14 protein-coding genes and 3 tRNA genes are annotated in these 19,450 nt (G+C 67.0%); 13 read left to right on the forward strand and 4 right to left on the reverse strand.

Annotation, left to right across the window (positions count from 1 at the left end):
* The first annotated feature begins 46 nt into the window (after nucleotides 1–46).
* The 4 genes from QU663_RS03775 to QU663_RS03790 all read left to right on the forward strand — a co-directional run bounded on the left by QU663_RS03775 (nucleotide 47) and on the right by QU663_RS03790 (nucleotide 2,551).
* On the forward strand, nucleotides 47–436 hold the full coding sequence (locus tag QU663_RS03775) for a YccF domain-containing protein (protein ID WP_021612055.1): 390 nt from the start codon (nucleotides 47–49) through the stop codon (nucleotides 434–436).
* Nucleotides 437–455: 19 nt separating this feature from the next.
* Nucleotides 456–965 (forward strand): Cys-tRNA(Pro) deacylase, encoded by a 510-nt coding sequence (gene ybaK, locus QU663_RS03780; protein WP_021612054.1) that lies wholly within the window; start codon nucleotides 456–458, stop codon nucleotides 963–965.
* A 410-nt stretch (nucleotides 966–1,375) separates the two neighbouring features.
* The gene (locus QU663_RS03785; RefSeq protein ID WP_034481506.1) at nucleotides 1,376–2,059 is read left to right on the forward strand and encodes a Pr6Pr family membrane protein; all 684 of its coding nucleotides are present in this window, start codon (nucleotides 1,376–1,378) and stop codon (nucleotides 2,057–2,059) included.
* Nucleotides 2,060–2,086: 27 nt separating this feature from the next.
* Entirely contained in the window at nucleotides 2,087–2,551 is a 465-nt protein-coding gene (locus tag QU663_RS03790) for a VOC family protein (protein ID WP_021612051.1), read from the forward strand.
* Between the two features lie 99 nt (nucleotides 2,552–2,650).
* Here the strand turns inward: QU663_RS03790 and QU663_RS03795 are convergent, their stop codons facing one another.
* On the reverse strand, nucleotides 2,651–3,022 hold the full coding sequence (locus tag QU663_RS03795; RefSeq protein ID WP_009055749.1) for a PH domain-containing protein: 372 nt from the start codon (nucleotides 3,020–3,022) through the stop codon (nucleotides 2,651–2,653).
* Nucleotides 3,023–3,129: 107 nt separating this feature from the next.
* Nucleotides 3,130–5,880: an RNA helicase gene (locus tag QU663_RS03800; RefSeq protein ID WP_304990685.1), complete on the reverse strand. Its 2,751-nt coding sequence runs from the start codon at nucleotides 5,878–5,880 to the stop codon at nucleotides 3,130–3,132.
* 250 nt (nucleotides 5,881–6,130) lie between these two features.
* Between QU663_RS03800 and QU663_RS03805 the strand changes: the two genes are divergently transcribed.
* From QU663_RS03805 to QU663_RS03820, 4 genes are all read left to right on the forward strand, one after another.
* A complete protein-coding gene (locus QU663_RS03805) occupies nucleotides 6,131–7,615 on the forward strand; it encodes a sodium:alanine symporter family protein (protein WP_021610982.1) in 1,485 nt (494 codons plus the stop codon).
* Between the two features lie 116 nt (nucleotides 7,616–7,731).
* Nucleotides 7,732–8,499, forward strand: coding sequence for a fumarylacetoacetate hydrolase family protein (locus tag QU663_RS03810; RefSeq protein ID WP_021610983.1), 768 nt, complete (start codon nucleotides 7,732–7,734; stop codon nucleotides 8,497–8,499).
* Nucleotides 8,500–8,602: 103 nt separating this feature from the next.
* Nucleotides 8,603–10,048 (forward strand): cytosine permease, encoded by a 1,446-nt coding sequence (locus QU663_RS03815; protein ID WP_021610984.1) that lies wholly within the window; start codon nucleotides 8,603–8,605, stop codon nucleotides 10,046–10,048.
* Nucleotides 10,045–10,842, forward strand: a complete 798-nt coding sequence (locus QU663_RS03820; RefSeq protein ID WP_021610985.1) for a purine-nucleoside phosphorylase — start codon at nucleotides 10,045–10,047, stop codon at nucleotides 10,840–10,842. The genes QU663_RS03815 and QU663_RS03820 overlap by 4 nt, the downstream gene beginning before the upstream one ends.
* 86 nt (nucleotides 10,843–10,928) lie before the next feature.
* Here QU663_RS03820 and QU663_RS03825 read toward each other — a convergent pair whose 3' ends face one another.
* Nucleotides 10,929–12,101 carry a MalY/PatB family protein gene (locus tag QU663_RS03825; protein WP_034480392.1) on the reverse strand — a complete coding sequence of 391 codons (1,173 nt, stop codon included), beginning with the start codon at nucleotides 12,099–12,101 and terminating at the stop codon, nucleotides 10,929–10,931.
* Nucleotides 12,102–12,244: 143 nt separating this feature from the next.
* Between QU663_RS03825 and gltX the strand changes: the two genes are divergently transcribed.
* The 5 genes from gltX (at nucleotide 12,245) to pulA (ending at nucleotide 18,463) form a co-directional block, all read left to right on the forward strand.
* Entirely contained in the window at nucleotides 12,245–13,750 is a 1,506-nt protein-coding gene (gltX, locus tag QU663_RS03830) for a glutamate--tRNA ligase (RefSeq protein WP_034480384.1), read from the forward strand.
* A 213-nt stretch (nucleotides 13,751–13,963) separates the two neighbouring features.
* A tRNA-Gln gene (locus QU663_RS03835) sits at nucleotides 13,964–14,035 on the forward strand.
* 26 nt (nucleotides 14,036–14,061) lie between these two features.
* A tRNA-Glu gene (locus QU663_RS03840) sits at nucleotides 14,062–14,134 on the forward strand.
* A 21-nt stretch (nucleotides 14,135–14,155) separates the two neighbouring features.
* Nucleotides 14,156–14,231, forward strand: a tRNA-Glu gene (locus QU663_RS03845).
* Nucleotides 14,232–14,386: 155 nt separating this feature from the next.
* Nucleotides 14,387–18,463 carry a pullulanase-type alpha-1,6-glucosidase gene (gene pulA / locus QU663_RS03850; protein ID WP_034480386.1) on the forward strand — a complete coding sequence of 1,359 codons (4,077 nt, stop codon included), beginning with the start codon at nucleotides 14,387–14,389 and terminating at the stop codon, nucleotides 18,461–18,463.
* 78 nt (nucleotides 18,464–18,541) lie between these two features.
* Here pulA and QU663_RS03855 read toward each other — a convergent pair whose 3' ends face one another.
* Nucleotides 18,542–19,279: an IclR family transcriptional regulator gene (locus tag QU663_RS03855; protein ID WP_009055722.1), complete on the reverse strand. Its 738-nt coding sequence runs from the start codon at nucleotides 19,277–19,279 to the stop codon at nucleotides 18,542–18,544.
* Nucleotides 19,280–19,450 lie beyond the last annotated feature (171 nt).

Here is a 19,450-nt window from a genome sequence, read left to right on the forward strand (position 1 = left end):
CGGTGTGGCAGACTAGAATGTTCACAGATCAACGAAAGGACACGCAATGCGTACCCTGCTCAACATCATCTGGTTCTTCTTCGGAGGGCTCCCGCTCTTCCTGGGATACCTCCTCGCGGGACTCTTCTCCTGCATCTTCATCGTCACGATCCCCGCGGGCGTGGCCTGCTTCCGCATCGCCGGATACGTGCTGTGGCCCTTCGGTAAGCGCGTCGTCGACCAGCCCAGTGCGGGTGCCGGATCGGCCCTCATGAATATCGTGTGGTTCCTGGTTGCGGGCCTGTGGCTGGCCATCGGTCACGTGACCACCGCCGCCGCGCAGGCCGTCACGATCGTCGGCATCCCGCTGGCCATCGCGAACCTCAAGATGATCCCGATCACCTGCTTCCCCTTCGGCAAGGTTGTCGTCAACGACCCCGCGGCCTCGATCATCTGACGCGTCCTACACTGGGGTCATGGCTCGTAAACACAGCAAGGATCACGGCGGTGGTCCCACCCGCGCCATCGAGGCGCTCACAGCGGCCGGCGTTGCTTATACCGTCCACGAGTACGAGCACGACCCGGCCGCCCGGGCGTTCGGCGAGGAAACCGTCGAAAAGTTAGGCATCGACCCGACCCAAGCGTTTAAGACGCTCATGGTGCGCCTGGAGCCCACCGGCGAGTTCGTCGTCGGCTGCGTGCCCGCCCTGGCTCACCTGTCGATGAAGCTCATCGCCAAGGCCGCCGGGGCCAAGAGCGCCGCCATGGCCGACCCGGCCGTCGCACAGCGCCGCACCGGCTACGTCGTGGGCGGAATCAGTCCGCTCGGGCAGACGACCTCGCACCGGTTGTTCATCGACTCGGCGTGCCTGGACCACGAGACCATGATCGTCTCGGGCGGGCGCCGAGGCCTCAGCGTCGAGCTGAGCCCCCTCGACCTCGTCGAGCTGACGAACGCGGAGGTCACGGACCTCGCCCAGGTCTGACTGGCCTCGTTCCGTACACGTGCCGGTGCTCGAGTGGACGCCGGCCTACGCGGTGTGCATGTGCCCGCGCGGGCAGCCCCGGCCTCGCCCTGTTTCAGTCGTTGTCCCAGGCTCCTGCCTGGTCTTCGTTCCAGCCACCGATACTCCCGCGCCCCCAAAATTTCGCATGCAATTCCCCTGTCTCTCCTTCAGATTTTGAATGAGATCCCTTGAAATCATGCGGTTTCTGAGCTCTCAAGGCAGATCCGAATAATGAATTGCATGCGGAAATGAGGGGGCGTGTGTGCGGAGCCACCGGGTGGGGGAGGAATGCGGGGAGGCCCGTTGGGGCCGCATGACCGGGTCGTGGGATGCTTGCACCCTTACCGTGACTGAGTTTTCCCGCTGTGTCATCATCAAACACGATGACTATGACTGAACTAAGCCGCCGCGGGCGCGCCGCCTACTGGGGGGTTGCCGCCCTCGCCTGGGTGGGCGTCGCCGCCACCCTTATCATTACGGCCTTTGATGGCTACGCTGCGCCGACCTACGTCGAGGAGGGCCTCTTTGCGGGTGCCGCCCACGGTTGGGCGGGCGCGCCCGAGCGCCTCATCAATTGCCTGTCCTACTTCACCGAGCTGTCCAACATCATGGTTGCGATCATCTCGACCCTCGTCGCGCGCCGGGGCCGTGTGGGTGCGTGGGGGAGGGCTACGCACCTGTGCGCGCTCATGATGATCACGGTGACCGCGATCGTCTACGCGACGCTCATCGGCCCCTACGAGGTCCTCTCCGGCTACGCGCTCGTCACCAACCCGCTCCAGCACATTGTTGTCCCCGCCGCCTTCGTGGGCACGGCAGCGCTCGCGGGACCGCGCGGCGGCATCACGTGGGCGACGCTGGGGCGCGCCCTGCTGATCCCGGTCGCGTGGGTGGCGTACACGCTCGTGCGAGGCTCCTTCACGCACCAGTACCCCTACGGCTTCGTGAACGTGTGGCGCATCGGCTATACGCAGGTTGCGATCAACATCGTGGCGATCCTGATCGGCGCCCTGCTTTTCATGGCGCTCTTCGCGGGCGCCGATTGGCTGATCCGCAAGGCGTCCCGGCGCTGACGCATTGGGACGCACTAGAGTAATTCCATGACTACCAATCCCGATCTCGTTCCAGAACTTGCCGTCACCGATTACGAGGCATCGCGCCGTTTTTGGTGCGACCTCGTTGGCTTCTCTCTGAGATACGAGCGTCCCGAAGAAGGATTCGGATACCTCGTTATGGGCAGGGCGCACCTGATGCTCGACCAGATCGACCAGGGTAGGACGTGGGCGACAGGTCCCCTTGAGTTCCCCCTTGGTCGCGGTATCAACTTCGAGGTTCAGGTCGACAATCTGGACGGCACGTTGCAGCGCATCACAGAGGCAGGATGGCCGATCTTCGTCGAACCCGAAGAGAAGTGGTACCGGGCGGGCGATGTAGAGATCGGTGTCCGGCAGTTCCTCATCCAGGACCCCGACGGATACCTTGTGCGGCTCCAGCAGGGAATCGGCGAGAAGCCCACGTCGAAGACGCATGCGGATTGCACGCAGGATGTGCGCAGCAGCGACTGAGAGCGCTGTTTCGCCCTCCCGACGCTGAGAAACCCGCCCGCTCGTCGCAGCTGTGAGCTGTCGCGAAGCGGGCGGGTTCAATATTGAGGGTGACGACTCTCAGTGAGAGTTCAGGACGCAGTTTGCGATGAGCGTGTCGATGCGGCGCACGTCGATGTGTCGGCCCAGGCTGATCTTGATATGGCCTGCGCGGGTCCAGAGCTCGACCTCGGCAGTCATATCGATTGTGCCGGCGTTCTCGGTCGACCACATGTTGATGTTCTTGTAGGGCAGTGAGTAGATTTCGACCTTGCGGCCGGTGATTCCCTGCGCGTCGCGCACGATGAGGCGCTGCGACGTAAAGATTGCAGAGTCTCGCGTTGTTGCGAAAGCCGCGTAGGGCTGCTCGCCGGGAATCAGGATGTTGGAGACGTCCTGGGGAATCGGGACCTCGTTGAAAAATGCCCACTGGGCGACTGTTGCGGCTTCCATGCCATGTCCTTTCTCGATGGTGACATGGTAACCGTGGGTTAGTTGTCATGCAACTGTCCCCGCCCGTCGTGTAGGTGAGCCACTCTGTGACTAGCTGCGCGAGGGACTTACCTCGCCCCGACGGTGATCGTCGCCAGGGCAACCCTTCCAGCCTCGTCCGAGGCCGGCACGTCCACGAGGGCGACGATGCGCCAGTCCATGTCCTCCTCCGGGTCGAACAGGGTCTGCGTGGCCAGCCAGAAGGTGCCGGCCGCAGCCTCATCCACCGCGTCCGCGATCGCCTCGATGCGCGCCACCTGGCCGCGCTCGAAATCGGAAGAAGCCGTAGCGGGAGCCAGCTCCAGTACGTCCTCGCGGGTCGGGGTCTCGTTCAAGGAGCACAGTGACAGGGCGCGCGCCCGCTGGTCGATGCCGATCCACTCGTGCTCCGCCCAGTAGCGCTCGAGCACCGCGTCCCACTCGTCCTCGCCCCACGGTGCAACCAGCGGGGTGCGCGAGGCCTCGTCCAGGCGCGCCAAGGCCTCGACGTTGTCGCGGCTCATCGCCTCCACGCGCTCGAACAGGGCCGAGCGGATCGCCGTGCGGAACGCGTGACGGTTCGCGCTGAACGGAACGGTCCCGTCCTCCCGCGCGCCAAACGCCAGCTCCGTGCCCTCCGTGCCGTCGCCATCGGACGCGGGGAGGGCCTGACCCGTGGACATGGCCTCCCACTCGTCCAGCAGCGAGGAGTCGACCGCGCGGATCAGCGCCGACAGCCAGGCGATAATCGACCGCAGCTCGTCCGTCATCAGCTCGTCCGGCACGATCTGGCGCAGCGCTCGGTACGCGTCCGTCAGGTAGCGCAGCACGATGCCCTCGGAACGACCCACGTCGTAGCGGCCCACGATCCCCGTGAACGTCAGCGCGTTCTCGATCATCTCGCGCACGACCGACTTCGGGGAAATTTCCTGATCCTCGATCCACGGGTTCGCGTGCAGGTACACCGCGAACGCGTCCCCCAGCAGATCAGCCAGCGGGCGCGGCCACGTCACCTCCTCCAGGGCGGCCATGCGCTCGTCGTACTCCATGCCCTGCGCCTTCATCGCAGCCACGGCCTCGGCGCGCGCCGCCTTCTCCTGCGCGAACAGGAGCGGGCGCGGGTCCTCCAGGACCGACTCAATGACCGAGACGACGTCCAGGGCGAACGTCGGGGACTCGGGGTCCAGCAGCTCGAGCGCCGCCAGCGCGAAGGGAGAGAGCGGCTGGTTGAGTGCGAAGTCGTCCGGCAGGTCGGTGGCCGCACGCAGGCGAGGCTCACCCGAGGCCGAGGCCTGCGCTGAAGACACGTGCTCGACGACGCCCGCCTGCTTCATCGACGTGTAGATCTCACCCAGGCGGCGCAGGTGCGGGTTGCGATCCGTGGGCGGATCATCGTTGTTGCGCGCCAGCCACACGAGGTGCTCGCCCGGGTCGCGCCCGGCCGCAGGAGCCCCGGCCAGCACGTTGAGGACCATCGCGTGCGTCATCTCGAAGCGGCTGGTGAGCTGCTCGGGGGCTGCGTCGACGAGGCGCTCGAACGTCGAGCGCGTCCACGAGATCTCGCCCTCGCCCGGGCCCTTGCGCTTCTTCGCCGACTTCTTCGCGGCGCGCTTGGCCTCGCGCGCGTCGCGGGCCGCCTCCTGTGCGGCGCTCAGGCGTGCGCGCTCACGGGCGGCGTCCACCTCGTGCTCGGGGGCCAGGACGCGCACGAAACCGACCGTGTCGAAGCCGGCGCGGCCCGCGCGCCCCGCGATCTGGTGGAACTCGCGCGCGCTCACGTGGCGCATGCGCCGCCCGTCGTACTTCACGAGCGACGTCATCAGCACCGTGCGGATCGGCACGTTGATGCCCACGCCGAGAGTGTCCGTGCCGCACACGATCGGCAGCAGGCCCGCCTGCGTGAGGCGCTCGACGAGGCGCCGGTAGCGCGGCAGCATGCCCGCGTGGTGCACGCCGATGCCCTGCGTGAGCAGAGACTTCAGGGTCTGCCCGAATCCCTTCGTAAAAGACACGCCCGCCAGCTGCGCGGCGATCAACTTCTTCTGCTCGGGGGAAATCAGCGACGAACGGTCAAACGACTGCGCGGTCGCCACCGCGTCGCGCTGGGAGAAATGCACGATGTAGACGGGCCAACGGCCCTCGCCCAGCAGCCGCTCGACCGTATCGGGCAGGCGATCCACGACGTACTCGAACTCGAGGGGCACGGGACGCTCCGCATCGTCGATGAGGGAGACGTCGCGCCCGGTGCGCTCCTTCCACGCGCGCTCGAAACGCGTCGTGTCGCCCAGCGTCGCGCTCATTGCCACCACCTGCGGGGTCCTCAGCTCCAGGAGCGGCACCTGCCACGCCCAGCCGCGCTGACGGTCCCCGTAGAAGTGGAACTCGTCCATGACGATCATGTCCGTGTCCAGCGTCGGCCCCTCACGCAGCGACTGATTCGCCAGAATCTCGGCCGTGCAGCAGATGATGGGCGCGTCGGCGTTGAGAGACACGTCGCCGGTCACCATGCCGACGTTATCCGCGCCGAACAGGGACACCAGGTCAAAGAACTTCTCCGACACCAGGGCCTTGAGCGGCGCCGTGTAGTAGGAGCGGCCTCCGTGTGCCATCGACGTGAAGTGCGCGGCCAGCGCGATCATCGACTTGCCCGACCCCGTGGGGGTCGCCGCGATCACGTGGTTGCCCGCCAGGATCTCCACCAGGGCCTCCTCCTGGTGGGGGTAGAGCGGACGCCCAGTGCCCTGCGCCCAGGAGGTGAAGGCCTCGTACAGGGCGTCGTCATCCCTCAGCTGCCCCGCGTCCTCTAGGTCGTCCAGGATCTGGTTCAAAGTCGCGCTCATGCCCCCATTGTCCCAGAGTGCGCCCACGTCTGCGTCCCCGCACCGCCGCGGCCTTCCCGCCGCTCATGGACGAGGCCGGGGCCGGTCAGGCGCAGACGCGGCCGTGCGCGTGGCGAGACGTCGCCTGCCGGGCGCGCGGCCCTGTGGCAAGATGAACTGGTCCCATACAACGAGCGGGTGCGGCCCGCGACGCGCGCGAGACCCCGCGACCTATCCACGGCCTCGCCCATTGACACCCCGGGAGGTTCCTGTGGAACAGATAGCTGCGATCGAAAAGGACATCGCCGACTGGATCACGATGCACCTGACGATCGTTATCCTGATCGGCGTGGGCCTCTTCCTCACGGGGCGTTCCGTGTTCGTCCAGGTGCGCCTCTTCCCGGAGATGATCCGCACGGTCCTCGGCTCGCGCAAGGGCGCCGACGGCGGCATTTCCTCCTTCCAGGCCTTCGCGATCTCGCTGGCCGCCCGCGTCGGCATCGGCAACGTCTTCGGCGTGGCCGCGGCCCTCCTCATGGGCGGTCCCGGCGCGATCTTCTGGATGTGGGTCGTGGCCCTGGTCGGCATGGCGACCGCGTTCTTCGAGGCGACCCTCGCCCAAATCTTCAAAGTGCGTCACTCCGACGGCTCCTTCCGCGGCGGCCCCGCCTACTACATGAAGCGCGGCATGAAGAACCGCGTCCTGGCCAACGTGTTCGCCGTCATCACCGTCATCACCTGCGGCGTCGTCATCACCTCCGTGCAGTCCAACGCCATTGCGGGCACGCTCACCAGCGCCTTCGGTGAGGCCGCCAAGCAGCCTCTGCCCGGTGCGGGCGGTTTCTCGGCCGCGCAGCTCACCGTCGCAGGCCTGATCTTCGTTTTCTCCGCGATGGTCATCTTCGGCGGCATTCGTACCGTCGCACGCGTCACCGAGTGGATGGCCCCGATCATGGCGACCGTCTACGTCATCATGGTCGCCGTCGTGTGCCTCATGAACATCACGCAGTTCGGCACCGTGCTGGGCCAGATCTTCACCTCCGCCTTCTCTGCGAACGCCACCGTCGGCGGCCTGGGCGGCGGCATCATCGCAGCGATGATCAACGGCACCAAGCGCGGCCTCTTCTCCAACGAGGCCGGCCAGGGTACCGCTCCCAACGCCGCCGCGACCGCGACCGTGTCCCACCCCGTGCGCCAGGGCCTCATCCAGTCCCTCGGCGTCTTCATCGACACCATCGTCGTGTGCACGGCGACCGCCTTCGTCATCCTCATTGCGGGCGAGAAGGTGTGGGGCGGCGCGGACGTGAACCCCTCGAACCTGACGACCCTCGCCGTCGCCAACGAGCTGGGTGCCTGGACTATCGTGCCCATGGCCATCCTGATCTTCGTCCTGGCCTACTCCTCGATCATCGCGGCCTACGTTTACTCCGATACGAACATGTCCTTCGTGTTCGGGGATGCCCGCTGGGCGAGCTGGACCGTGCGCGTCGTCTGCGTGCTCTCTGCGACGATCGGTGCGCTGCTGACCCTGGACGTCGTGTGGAACGCCGTCGATATTGCGATGGCCGTCATGACGATCACGAACCTGGTGGCCCTCGTGTTCCTGTGGCGCTGGGTCATCGGCGCCCTGTTGGACTATCAGCTCCAGCGCAAGGCCGGGGTGGAGGATCCCGTCTTCGTTGGCCGCAACAACCCCCTCCTGCCGCGCGACGTCCCGGGCAACGTCTGGAAGCGCCCCAAGCAGAAGAAGAAGTAATACCTGCCGACCACCTCGCCGGGTGCGCCGGGCACATCTCGTGTCTCGTGCACCCGGCGTCGTGTGTGTCGGCGCTGCTCGGCGCGGCGCACGCGCAGCTGCGTTAGGCTACCGGCATGAGAATCGCACGTTTTTCCGATGGTACGAACCCGGTGTACGGCGCCCTGGAGGAGGGCTCGACGAGGATCGTGGGGCTCAAGGGTGATCCGCTGTTCTCGCCCGTGGAACCCTCCGGCCAAATCTACGAGCTGGACGAGGTGCGCCTGCTCTCCCCGGTGATCCCGCGGTCCAAGGTCGTGGGCATCGGTGACAACTACTCGGACACCCCGATCCCGGCGGATGAGCGCCCTGAGCCGCCGATCTTCCTCAAGGCCAATACCTCGGTCGTGGGTCCCGACGATCCGATCGCGATCCCCGCATGGTCGAACAAGGTTGCCTTCGAGGGCGAGCTCGCGGTCGTCATCAAGTCCCTGGCGAAGGACGTGAGCGTGGAGGACGCGCCGCAGGTGATCCTCGGCTACACGATCGCCAACGACGCGACCGCGCGCGACGCGATGACGGGCGGCCCCTGGTCGCGCGGCAAGTCTTTCGACTCGGCGTGCCCGCTGGGTCCGTGGATCACGGTTGATCCGACGCTTGACGTCACGAACCTGGCGATTCGCTCCTACCTGAACGGGGAGAAGGCTCAGGACAGCTCGACCGCGAACATGATCTGGAACCCGTTCGAGCTGGTCTCCTACGTGTCTCGCCAGATGACGCTGCTGCCCGGCGACGTGATCGCCACGGGTGCGCCCGCGGGCGCCGGCCTCGTCGATGTGGGGGATCGCGTGGAGATCGAGATTGAGGGGATCGGGCGCCTGACGAATCCCGTCGTGCGAGCCTAATCGTGTGACCTGTGTGATAGGATTACGTCGTTCTGACAATATCTCCGTCGCATAGGAGCACACCGTGAGCGAACCCCAGTCATCGGGCGCTCTGGCCGTCGAAATGGCCGGCCTGGACGTCATCCCCGAATCCGATCGCAAGGGGAAACCCTCTGACCTGTTCATGCCGTGGTTCGCGGCGAATATTTCAGTCCTGGGTATCTCGTGGGGCTCGTGGATCCTCGGATTCGGCCTCTCCCTCGCCCAGGCGATCGTCGTGTCCGTCGTGGGCGTGACCCTGTCCTTCCTGGTCTGCGGCCTCATCGCGATCGCCGGCAAGCGCGGCTCCGCCCCGACGCTGGTCCTGTCGCGCGCGGCCTTCGGCTTCAACGGCAACCGCGTGTCGGCGGCGATCTCGTGGATCCTGACGGTGGGCTGGGAGACCTTTCTAGCGATCATGGCCGTCCAGGCCACGGCCACCGTCATGGGGGCGCTCGGCTTCACGAACCACGTCGTCGCACAGATCATCGCGCTGATCCTCGTCGTCGTCCTGGCGGCGGGTTCGGGCATCCTCGGTTTCGAGGCGATCATGAAGGTGCAGACGTGGATCACCTGGGCCACCGCGGCTCTGACGATCGTCTACCTGGTGTTGGTCGCACCGACGATCGACTTCGCGGTCCTTTCCTCGCGTCCCTCGGCGCCCCTGACCGCGGTGCTCGGTGCGGGTTGCATGCTCCTCGTGGGCTTCGGCTTCGGCTGGATTAACGCGGCCGCCGACTACTCGCGCTACCTGCCGCGCGCCGCCTCGACGCGGGGCGTGGTCGGCTGGACGACGGTGGGCGCGGCGCTGCCCACGGTCATCCTCGTCTTCTTCGGTATCCTCCTGGTCGGCTCGGCCGATGAGTCCCTCTCCGAGGCGATCGGTAATGACCCGATCGGTGCGCTCACCACGCTGCTGCCCACCTGGTTCCTTATCCCCTTCGCGCTGGTTGCGATCCTGGGTCTCATCGGCGGCATCGTCATGGATATCTACTCCTCGGGCCTGTCGCTGCTGGCTACGGGCGTGCCCGTCTCGCGCCCGGTCGCCACCGCGATTGACGGCACGATCATGACGGTCGGCACGATTGTTGTCGTGTTTTTCGCGGACTCCTTCCTGACCCCCTTCACGGCGTTCCTCACGACCCTCGGCGTCGTCATCGCCGCGTGGGGTGGCGTCATGCTCGCGGACATCGCGCTGCGTCGCAAGGACTACGACGAGCCCTCCCTCTTTACCCCCTCGGGCCGCTACGGCTCGGTGAACTGGGGTGCGGTCGCCTCCCTGATCGTCGGCTCGCTGGTGGGCTGGGGCCTGGTCGTGAACGCGAATGCCTCGTGGCTGTCCTGGCAGGGTTACCTCCTCGGCCCCCTGGGGGGTCGCGAGGGTGACTGGGCGGGCGCCAACATCGGCATCCTCCTGGCGATGGTCGTCGGCTTCGTCGGCTACTGGGTGACCAGCGCGGGGCGCGTGCGCGCGCAGGAGAAGCTGGCTTCGCGTACGTACGCGCAGGGCGCGGACGAGGGCGAGCGGTGAGCGTCGACCCGCGCTTCCCCCAGGCTCTCCTCGACGACGAGGCCGTGGCCGGTGCCCGGGTCCTCACCTCTCTTGCGGGGCGCCCGGATGCGCTCGTCGTGCTTGGTTCGGGTCTGGCTGGCGCCCTTGACGAGGCCTGGGGCGCGCCTGTGGGCGCGGTTCCCCTGGGTGATATCCCCGGTGTTGTCGCGCCTGTCGCGGATGGTCACGGCCGCGAGCTACGCGCCTATGAGACGAACGGGGGAGTGGTCCTCGTGGCCACAGGCCGCACGCACCTCTACGAGGGGTTGGGTGCCCGCCCCGTGACGGCCCTGTCTCGCGCCGGCGTTGCCGCCGGGATCAGCCGTGCGGTTCTCACGAACGCGAACGGCTGCCTGAAGCCCTGGAACCTGGGCGACGTCATGGCGATCACCGACCACGTGAACCTCAGCGGCGCCTCGCCCTTCGATGGTCCGCTGTTCCTGGACGTGTCGGCCGTGTGGGATGCCCAGATGACGGGGGCTCTGCGCGGGGTCTGCCAGCGCGAGGGGACTTACGCGATCCTGCGCGGCCCCGAGTATCAGACGATGGCGGAGACCCGCATCCTCGCGGGCCTGGGCGTGGACTGCGTGGGAATGTCGACCGTCATGGAGGCGATCACCCTGCACGCGCTGGGCGTGCGCGTTGCCGGCATGTCGGTCGTCTCCGACCTGTCGTTCGCCGACGCCCCGACGGATCCGAGCGCCGTCGTCGAGGCGGCCTCGGCGGCTCGCCAGACCGTGGTCGCTGGCATCGAGGCGGCCCTGGGCACCTGAACGCAGAATCAGACGCACACGAGGCCGTGGCCGGGAGGTGGATGTCCACCGCTGCCGGCCACGGCCTCGTCTCGTGCGAGAAACGATCAGAGCAGGCCGAGCACCCCCTCCACGATCCGCGACGCCACGTCGGGTGCACACGCCAGGTTGATGCGCGCCCACGAGGCGTAGTCGGCGCCCAGGGTGCGGCCCTCGTTGGCGGCGATGCGAGCGCGCTCGCGCAGCGTCGCGGCGGGGGAGAGGGGGCCCAGGTCCACGCCCTCGAAGCCCCACCAGGTCAGGTACGTTCCCTCGGGGCGCACGAAGTCGATGGGAGTGTCGGCCAGGGCGCGCTCCACCAGGTCGACGTTCGAGCGGATCAGATCTTTGACCTCGCGCTGCCAGGCCTCGCCCCGCTCGTAGGCGGCGATCGCGCCGAGCGTGCCGATGACGTTGGCGTCGTGGCGCACGTCGGCGGCAAACACGTCCCAACGCTCGCGCAGAGCCTCGTCGGGCAGGATCACCTGCGCGGAGGGAAGCCCTGCGATGTTCCACCCCTTCGACGCCGCGGTCGCCGTCACCGTGTGGGAGGCAAACGAGGGGCCGAGGCTCGCGTAGGAGACGAACGGGACTTGCTCATCCAGCACCAGGGAGGAGTGGATTTCGTCGGAGAACACGAGGGCGTCGTAGTCGGAGACCACGTCGTGCAGGGCGCGCAGCTCGTCCTCACGCAGGACGCGGCCGACCGGGTTCCACGGGTTGCACAGGATGACCAGGCCCGCCCCGGCCTCGAGCCCTGCGCGAATCCCCTCCAGGTCGAGCGCCCACCCGCGCCCGAGCGCGCGCGTGCCGCGCAGGGAAGGAACCTCGATGACGGGATGATCGAACTTGCCCGGAATCGTCAGGAAAGGCATATAGGCGGGCGTCGGGACGATGATCGGGACACCCGGGCGCACCAGGTGATCGATCGTCGCCTCAAGCGCGGGCAACACCGACGCAACCAGGCGAACCTGCGAGGCGTCCACGTCCCAGCCGAAGCGACGCTTCTGGAACTCCGCGGTCGCGCCCGCGATGCGCGGCTCCAGCCAGGTCGGCTGGTAGCCGAGCAGGCCATCATCGATCGCGCCCTTCATCGCGTCGGCCACCTCTGGGGCCGTGGCGAAGTCCATTTCCGCCACCCACGCTCCGATCGTCGGCTCGCCGCTCGCGGTCGTGATGCCCGTCCATTTCAGGGAGCCGGTGCGGTAGAGGTGGGAGTCGGAAAAGAGTCGAACGGACACGGTGTCCTCCATCGAGTAGCGGCGGATGCGGCCAGGCCGATCCCTGTCATGCGTCCAGCGTATTCGCGTGCCCGGCGCGCGTCGCAGCGCGCCCACCCATCAAGCAAATGCAACAGCCACCCCTGGAGTAGGATGGGAGAATCATGAGTGAAACAACTGCCACCGGTGCCGACGTTCGCGTCCGCTTCTGCCCCTCGCCCACAGGAACCCCTCACGTCGGCATGGTCCGCACGTGCCTGTTCAACTGGGCCTACGCCCGCCACACGGGAGGAACCTTCGTCTTCCGCATCGAAGACACGGATGCCGCCCGCGACTCCCAGGAATCCTTCGACCAGATCATCGAGTCCCTGCAGTGGCTGGGCCTCGACTGGGACGAGGGCGTCGGTAAGGGCGGCCCGCACGGCCCCTACCGCCAGAGCGAGCGCATGGACATCTACCGCGACGTGGCCGCGCGCCTGCTAGAGGCCGGCTACGCCTACGAGTCCTACTCGACCCCCGAGGAAATCGAGGAGCGCCACCGCGCCAAGGGCGAGGACCCCAAGCTCGGCTACGACGGCTTCGACCGTGACCTGACGGAGGAGCAGATCGCCGCCTTCCGCGCCGAAGGCCGCCAGCCCGTCCTGCGCCTGCGTATGCCCGACGAGGACATCACCTTCACGGACCTGATCCGCGGCGAGATCACCTTCAAGGCCGGCTCCGTCCCGGATTACGTCATCGTGCGCGCCAACGGTCACCCGCTCTACACGCTGGTGAACCCGATCGACGACGCGCTCATGGAGATTACCCACGTCCTGCGCGGCGAGGACCTGCTCTCCTCGACGCCGCGCCAGATTGTCCTGTACCGCGCGCTTGAAGCGATCGGCGTTGCCAAGTTCATGCCGCGCTTCGGTCACCTGCCCTACGTCATGGGTGAGGGTAACAAGAAGCTCTCGAAGCGCGACCCCGAGTCGAACCTGCTGCTGCATAAGGCCGCCGGCATGATCCCCGAGGGCCTCAACAACTATCTGGCCCTCCTGGGCTGGTCGATCGCGCCGGACCGCGACATCTTCTCTATGGAGGAGATGGCGAGTGCTTTCGATATCTCGGACGTGAACCCGAACCCGGCGCGCTTCGACCAGAAGAAGGCCGTTGCCATTAACGCCGAGCACATTCGCCTGCTGGATGGCGAGGACTTCCGCGGCCGCCTGGTGCCCTTCCTGCACCGCGATGAGCTGGTGTCGGCCGACTCCTTCGAGGCGCTGACCGATCGCGAGCGTGAGATCCTCACCGAGGCCGCCCCGCTCGTCCAGACACGCATCCAGGTTCTCGGCGAGGCCTCGGGCATGCTCGGCTTCCTCTTTGTCTCCGACGACGCCCTGGAAACGGACGAGAAGGCCGTCTCCAAGCTCAAAGACAACGCCGTCGACGTCCTGGACGCCGCCATTGAGACCGTCGAGGGCCTCACCGAGTTCACGACCGCCTCCCTTGAGGAGTCGCTGCGAGCGCGCATCGTCGACGAGATGGGCGTCAAGCCCCGCCTGGCCTTCGGCCCGCTGCGCGTCGCGGTGACCGGCCGCCAGGTCTCGCCTCCGCTGTTCGAGTCCATGGAGATCCTGGGCCGCGAGTCCTCGCTGGCCCGCCTGCGCGCCCTGCGCGCTTCCCTGGCCTGATCGCCGCGCTCAGCCCCGGCCTCGTCGCCCTCATTCGGGCCGAGGTCGGGGCTTCGTCGTGGGAGCGCGCCTCAAGCGGTCGTTCGGGTGCGTCGGGAGCCCACTCTTCATACGTGATGGGTGCCACGGTCTTTCGATTTGGCAGGCGAGGCGCTCTCCGCTAAAGTTATCTCCTGTCGCCAGCGACGTGAGAACGAAGCGGGTGATACCCAATGGGGTATGGTGTAATTGGCAACACAGCTGATTCTGGTTCAGCCATTCTAGGTTCGAGTCCTGGTACCCCAGCGATCTGAGACGCGAGTTTCAGTCAGGCCCCCATCGTCTAGCGGCCTAGGACGACGCCCTCTCACGGCGTTAACACCGGTTCAAATCCGGTTGGGGGTACGGATTCATCAGTGAATCAAGGCCCCCATCGTCTAGCGGCCTAGGACGACGCCCTCTCACGGCGTTAACACCGGTTCAAATCCGGTTGGGGGTACCACAAACCTCGTCACCGATTTGGTGGTGAGGTTTTTTGTTTGCCTCAGCTCCGCGCTTTCGCTTGTCCTTTGCAGAAAACTTTCCTGACCCTTACACAGTGTCTAACCTATGAATCAGCCCCGATAAGAGGGGACCGTTTTGACGAGGGAGTCTTCCGTGACATACCGACACAACAGGACGCTACTGCGTCGCGCCCTGGGCGTGGGCACTGCGCTAGCGCTGATGGGGGGTGCGCTCCCAGCCGCCTGGGCGGAACCGGCCGAGGAGGCGACAAACCACGATGCGGGAGCGCAGGGAGCTGACGCCGCGGGCGCTGGAGCCGGCGACAACGTACTGGTGACAATCCCCGGTAACCATAATAAGGTCATGGGTTGCGACGCCGACTGGGCACCCGAGTGCGAGAAAGCCGCGCTGACTCGCGACGCCACCGGCGTCTACACCGCCACCTTCACCCTTCCCGCCGGCGATTACGAGTACAAGGTTGCCGAAGGCGGCTCGTGGGACACCTCCTACGGCCAGGGGGGAGCGCCTGGGGGAGCGAACATCGCCTACTCCCTGAAGCAAGAAACCGCCGTCACCTTCTACTACAACCGGGCGACGCACCGCGTGTGGAATACGGCCACCGACCAGATGGTGACCCTGCCCGGGTCGGAGCAACAGGCCCTGGGCTGCTCGGACAACTGGAAGCCCGACTGCCTAGCCCCGCTCATGGAGCCCACGGGCAACGGCACCTACACCTATCAGACGGCGGCCCTCCCGGAGGGCTCCTACGAGCTCAAGGTTGCCATCGGCGGATCCTGGGATGAGAATTACGGGCAGGACGGTGCCGCCGGTGGCGCCAACTACCAGTTTGCAACGAAAGCGAACAAGCTCGTGACCTTCACCTACGATTCTGCGACCCACAAGCTCGACATCGCGGCCGCCGACGCGCCCGTGGCGGGCTCGGGCGAGCAGCGCGCCTACTGGGTGAACGCGACGACGCTGGCGTGGCCGACCTCGCTTCTGCCACAGGGCGTCACCCGCGCACAGGTCATGGACGGATCCGCCGCCCTGTCCTACGAGCTCGTGACCGCCCCGGAGGGCGGCGCCGGCCTGACCGATGGAACGGTGAGTGGCGGCACCATCACGCCCCTGAGCGTCGCCGGTGACCTCCCCTCCGAGGTCACGCTGGCTCACCCGAACCTCAACGGCTACATCGCGCTGACGGCTCCCCTCGACCAGGCCGGGGCGCGTGAGGCCCTCACCGGCCAGGTCGCGGTCGCGCAGAAGTCGGGTGAGACGATCAACGCCTTCACCGGTGTCCAGATCGCCCCGGCCCTGGACGCCATCTACGCCGCCAAGGCAGCCCAGGCCTCGTACGGCGTGGGATGGAACGACGCCGGCAAGCCGACCTTCGCCCTGTGGGCCCCCACCGCCAAGGACGTCACCCTGCTCTCGTGGAACACTCGAACCCCGCGCGGTGCCGACAATGAGATCGCAGGCGACCCCGTGCGCACCCCCGCCACGCGCGGCGAGGACGGGCGCTGGAGCGTGGACAACGCGGCGGGCACCATCAACGAGGGTGCCCAGTACCTGTGGGAGGTGCGCGTCTACGTGCCCGCCACCGGAGCCGTCGAAACGAACCAGGTCACCGACCCCTACTCGGTGGGCCTGACCGTCAACTCCACGCGCTCCGTGGCCGTCAACATGGACAACCCCTCGATCGCGCCCTCTGTGTGGAAGAACACCAAGGCGCCCGTCATCGACGATGACGCCGAGCGCTCCATCTACGAGCTGCACGTGCGCGACTTCTCCGCCGCGGACAAGTCCGTGCCCGAGTACATGCGCGGCACCTACATGGCCTTCACGCAGTACCAGTCCAACGGCATGCGCCACCTGAGCGAGCTGGCAAGCGCCGGCATGAACACGGTGCACCTGCTGCCCACCTTCGACATCGCCACCATCCCCGAGAGGCGCTCCGAGCAGAAGACACCCGCCATCCCGGCCAACGCCGGACCGGCCTCCGAGGAACAGCAGGCGGCCGTGGCCGCCGTCGCCGACGAGGACGCCTACAACTGGGGCTACGACCCGCTGCACTGGATGGCCCCCGAAGGCTCCTACGCCACCGCCTCCCACCAAAACGGTGGCGCCCGCGTGCGCGAATTCCGCTCCATGGTGGGCGGCCTGCACCACATCGGCATGCAGGTCGTGCTCGACCAGGTCTACAACCACACGCCCGCCGCCGGCCAGGACGCCCACTCGGTCCTCGACCGTGTCGTGCCCGGCTACTACCAGCGCCTCAACGCCTCGGGAGGCGTGGAGACCTCGACGTGCTGCTCGAACGTGGCCACCGAGAACGCGATGAGCGAACGCCTCATGATCGACTCGATGATCCACTGGGCGAAGTACTACCACGTCGACGGCTTCCGCTTCGACCTGATGGGGCACCACCCCGCCGATGAGATGAAGCGCGCCAAGGAGGCCCTCTCGCAGCTCACCCTCGAGAAGGACGGCGTGGACGGCTCGCGCCTGTACATCTACGGCGAGGGCTGGAACTTCGGTGAGGTCGCCAACAACGCGCTGTTCACCCAGGCCACGCAGGGCCAGCTCGACGGCACCGGCATCGGCGCCTTCAACGACCGCCTGCGCGACGCGGTCCACGGCGGCGGCCCCTTCGACGATGACCACCGCGTCATGCAGGGCTTCGGCTCCGGCGCCTTCTCCGACTTCAACGGCCTCGACACCCGCTCAGAGACGGAGCGCCGCGCGGACTACCTGCATCGCGTGGACCTCGTGAAGCTAGGCCTGGCGGGCAACCTGAAGGATTACACGCTGACCACCTACGACGGACACACGCTGACGGGTGCGCAGCTGGACTACAACGGCCAGGGAGCGGGTTTTGCCTCCCAGCCCGCGGAGAACGTCAACTACGTGGACGCCCACGACAACGAGACGCTCTTCGACCTGGTGACCTACAAGATGCCGGCGAGCGCGCCGATGGACCACCGCGTGCGCATGTCGCTCATCAGCCAGGCCTCGGTGACCCTCGCGCAGTCGCCCGCGTTCTGGGCCTCGGGTACGGAGATGCTGCGCTCGAAGTCCCTGGACCGCGACTCCTTCAACTCGGGCGATCACTTCAACGCGATCGACTGGACGATGAAGGACAACGGCTTCGGTCGAGGCCTGCCCGTGAAGTCGAAGAACGGCGCGGCGTGGGATCACATGCGTCCGCTCCTGGAGAACCCCGATCTGAAGCCGACGCCGGAGCAGATCGACGCCTCCTCGGAGATCGCGATGGACTTCCTGCGCGTGCGTTCCTCCTCGCGCCTGTTCACGTTGGGCAGCGCGGACCTGATCCGCTCGAAGGTGAGCTTCCCGAACTCGGGTGAGGGGGCCGTCGATGGCACCATCATGATGCTCATCAACGACGAGGCCGGGGAAGGCACGGACGTCGACCCGCAGCTCGACGGGGCCCTCGTCGTGTTCAACGCGACGGATCAGCCGCTCAAGCAGCGTGTCGAGGGTCTGGCTGGCCGCGTGTTCATGCTGCACGAGGCGCAGGCAACGGGTGCTGACGCGGTCGTCAAGGATGCGTCCTTCGACGCCCAGACCGGCGTCGTCGAGGTTCCCGCCCGCACGGTCGCTGTCTTCACCCAGCGCGCTGGCGATCGCGTGACCCCGGGCCCGATCCCGAGCGACGGTACGTGGGTGCGCGCCGCCGATGGCCGCTGGTGGCTGCGATACCCGGACGGCACCTACCCGGCGAACGAGCGCATCGAGCTGGGAGGCGCGACCTACGCCTTCGACGCATCCGGCTGGATGAAGACCGGCTGGGACAACGAAGAGGGCGAGTGGCGCTACTACGCCCCCTCGGGCGCGATGGTGACCGGATGGCTCTCCACCGGCGGCTCCTGGTACTACCTGGATCCGCAGTCGGGAGTCATGGCGATCGGCTGGCTCGACGATAACGGCACCTGGTACTACCTCAGTGGCAGCGGCGCGATGGCTACCGGCTGGCAGCACCTGGGCTCGAACTGGTACTACCTGCACGCCAATGGCGCGATGGCCACCGGCTGGCTGAACCTGGGAGGCACCTGGTACTTCCTGACGGGCAGCGGCGAGATGGCTGTCGGCTGGGTCAAGGAGGGGCAGTCCTGGTACTTCTGCCACCCCTCGGGCGCGATGGCGACGGGCCGCATCACATTCGGTGGCACGACCTACAACTTCGATGCTTCCGGGCGCCTGATTCCCTGACGGGAGGGCGCGAAGACGGGGAGGGCCGGGACGAGTGATCGTCCCGGCCCTCCCCGTCTGGTATGTTTCGCGTGAGGCTCAGAGCTCTGCGGCGTCCTCAACGGTGGCCAGGAACTCAGAGAGGCGGTTGGCGGCGGCCATGACGGAGGGGCCGTGTTGGCGTCCGGGCTGACGGCCCATGCGCTCGATGGGGCCGGAGATCGACAGAGCGGCCAGGACGCGACCGGAGGGGCCGCGCACGGGCGCGGACACGGAGGCGACGCCGGGTTCGCGTTCGCCGACGGACTGGGCCCAGCCGCGGCGGCGGACCTCGGAGAGCATCGTCGCGTTGAAGGAAGCGCCGTACAGACCGCGGTGCAGGCGGTCGGGTTCCTCCCAGGCGAGCAGGACCTGGGCGGCGGAGCCGGCGCTCATGGAGAGCGTGGCGCCCACAGGGATGGAGTCGCGCAGACCCATCTCGCGTTCGGAGGCGGCGACGCACACGCGGTAGTCCCCCTGGCGGCGGAAGAGCTGGGAGGATTCCTTCGTGTGGTCGCGCAGGGCCTGGAGGACGGGCATGGAGGCTTGGAGCAGGCGGTCTTCGCCGGCCGCGGAGGAGAGCTCCTGCAGGCGGGGGCCCAGGATGAAACGTCCCTGCATGTCGCGCGCGACCATGCGGTGATATTCGAGGGCCACCGCGAGACGGTGGGCGGTCGGACGCGCGAGGCCGGTGCTGGTGACGAGTTGTGCGAGCGTGGCCGGTCCCGCCTCGAGAGCGCTGAGGACCAGCGCTGCCTTGTCGAGGACGCCAACGCCACTGGATGTTTGCTCTTCCATACAACTATTTAATATCTCAGCTTTTGAGATGGCAAACTGTCGGATAGTGAAACACATCAAAGGAGCGTCCGAGACGTGAGATCAGCAGGTCACTGTGAGATGAAGGCGTTTCCATTAAGTGACGAAACATGACGACACCGTGTCTCCACAGCGGGGACCAGAGGAGGATCA

Origin of the sequence: Schaalia sp. HMT-172 (assembly GCF_030644365.1) — a bacterium.
Taxonomy (GTDB): Bacteria; Actinomycetota; Actinomycetes; order Actinomycetales; family Actinomycetaceae; genus Pauljensenia.

Excerpts from the sequence above, each read along its gene's own strand:
- QU663_RS03785 (WP_034481506.1), top strand. The coding sequence starts at position 1,376 with ATGACTGAACTAAGCCGCCGCGGGCGCGCCGCCTACTGGGGGGTTGCC.
- QU663_RS03810 (WP_021610983.1), top strand. The coding sequence starts at position 7,732 with ATGAGAATCGCACGTTTTTCCGATGGTACGAACCCGGTGTACGGCGCC.
- QU663_RS03790 (WP_021612051.1), top strand. The coding sequence starts at position 2,087 with ATGACTACCAATCCCGATCTCGTTCCAGAACTTGCCGTCACCGATTAC.
- QU663_RS03775 (WP_021612055.1), top strand. The coding sequence starts at position 47 with ATGCGTACCCTGCTCAACATCATCTGGTTCTTCTTCGGAGGGCTCCCG.
- gltX (WP_034480384.1), top strand. The coding sequence starts at position 12,245 with ATGAGTGAAACAACTGCCACCGGTGCCGACGTTCGCGTCCGCTTCTGC.
- ybaK (WP_021612054.1), top strand. The coding sequence starts at position 456 with ATGGCTCGTAAACACAGCAAGGATCACGGCGGTGGTCCCACCCGCGCC.
- QU663_RS03815 (WP_021610984.1), top strand. The coding sequence starts at position 8,603 with ATGGCCGGCCTGGACGTCATCCCCGAATCCGATCGCAAGGGGAAACCC.
- QU663_RS03800 (WP_304990685.1), bottom strand. The coding sequence starts at position 5,880 with ATGAGCGCGACTTTGAACCAGATCCTGGACGACCTAGAGGACGCGGGG.
- QU663_RS03795 (WP_009055749.1), bottom strand. The coding sequence starts at position 3,022 with ATGGAAGCCGCAACAGTCGCCCAGTGGGCATTTTTCAACGAGGTCCCG.
- QU663_RS03855 (WP_009055722.1), bottom strand. The coding sequence starts at position 19,279 with ATGGAAGAGCAAACATCCAGTGGCGTTGGCGTCCTCGACAAGGCAGCG.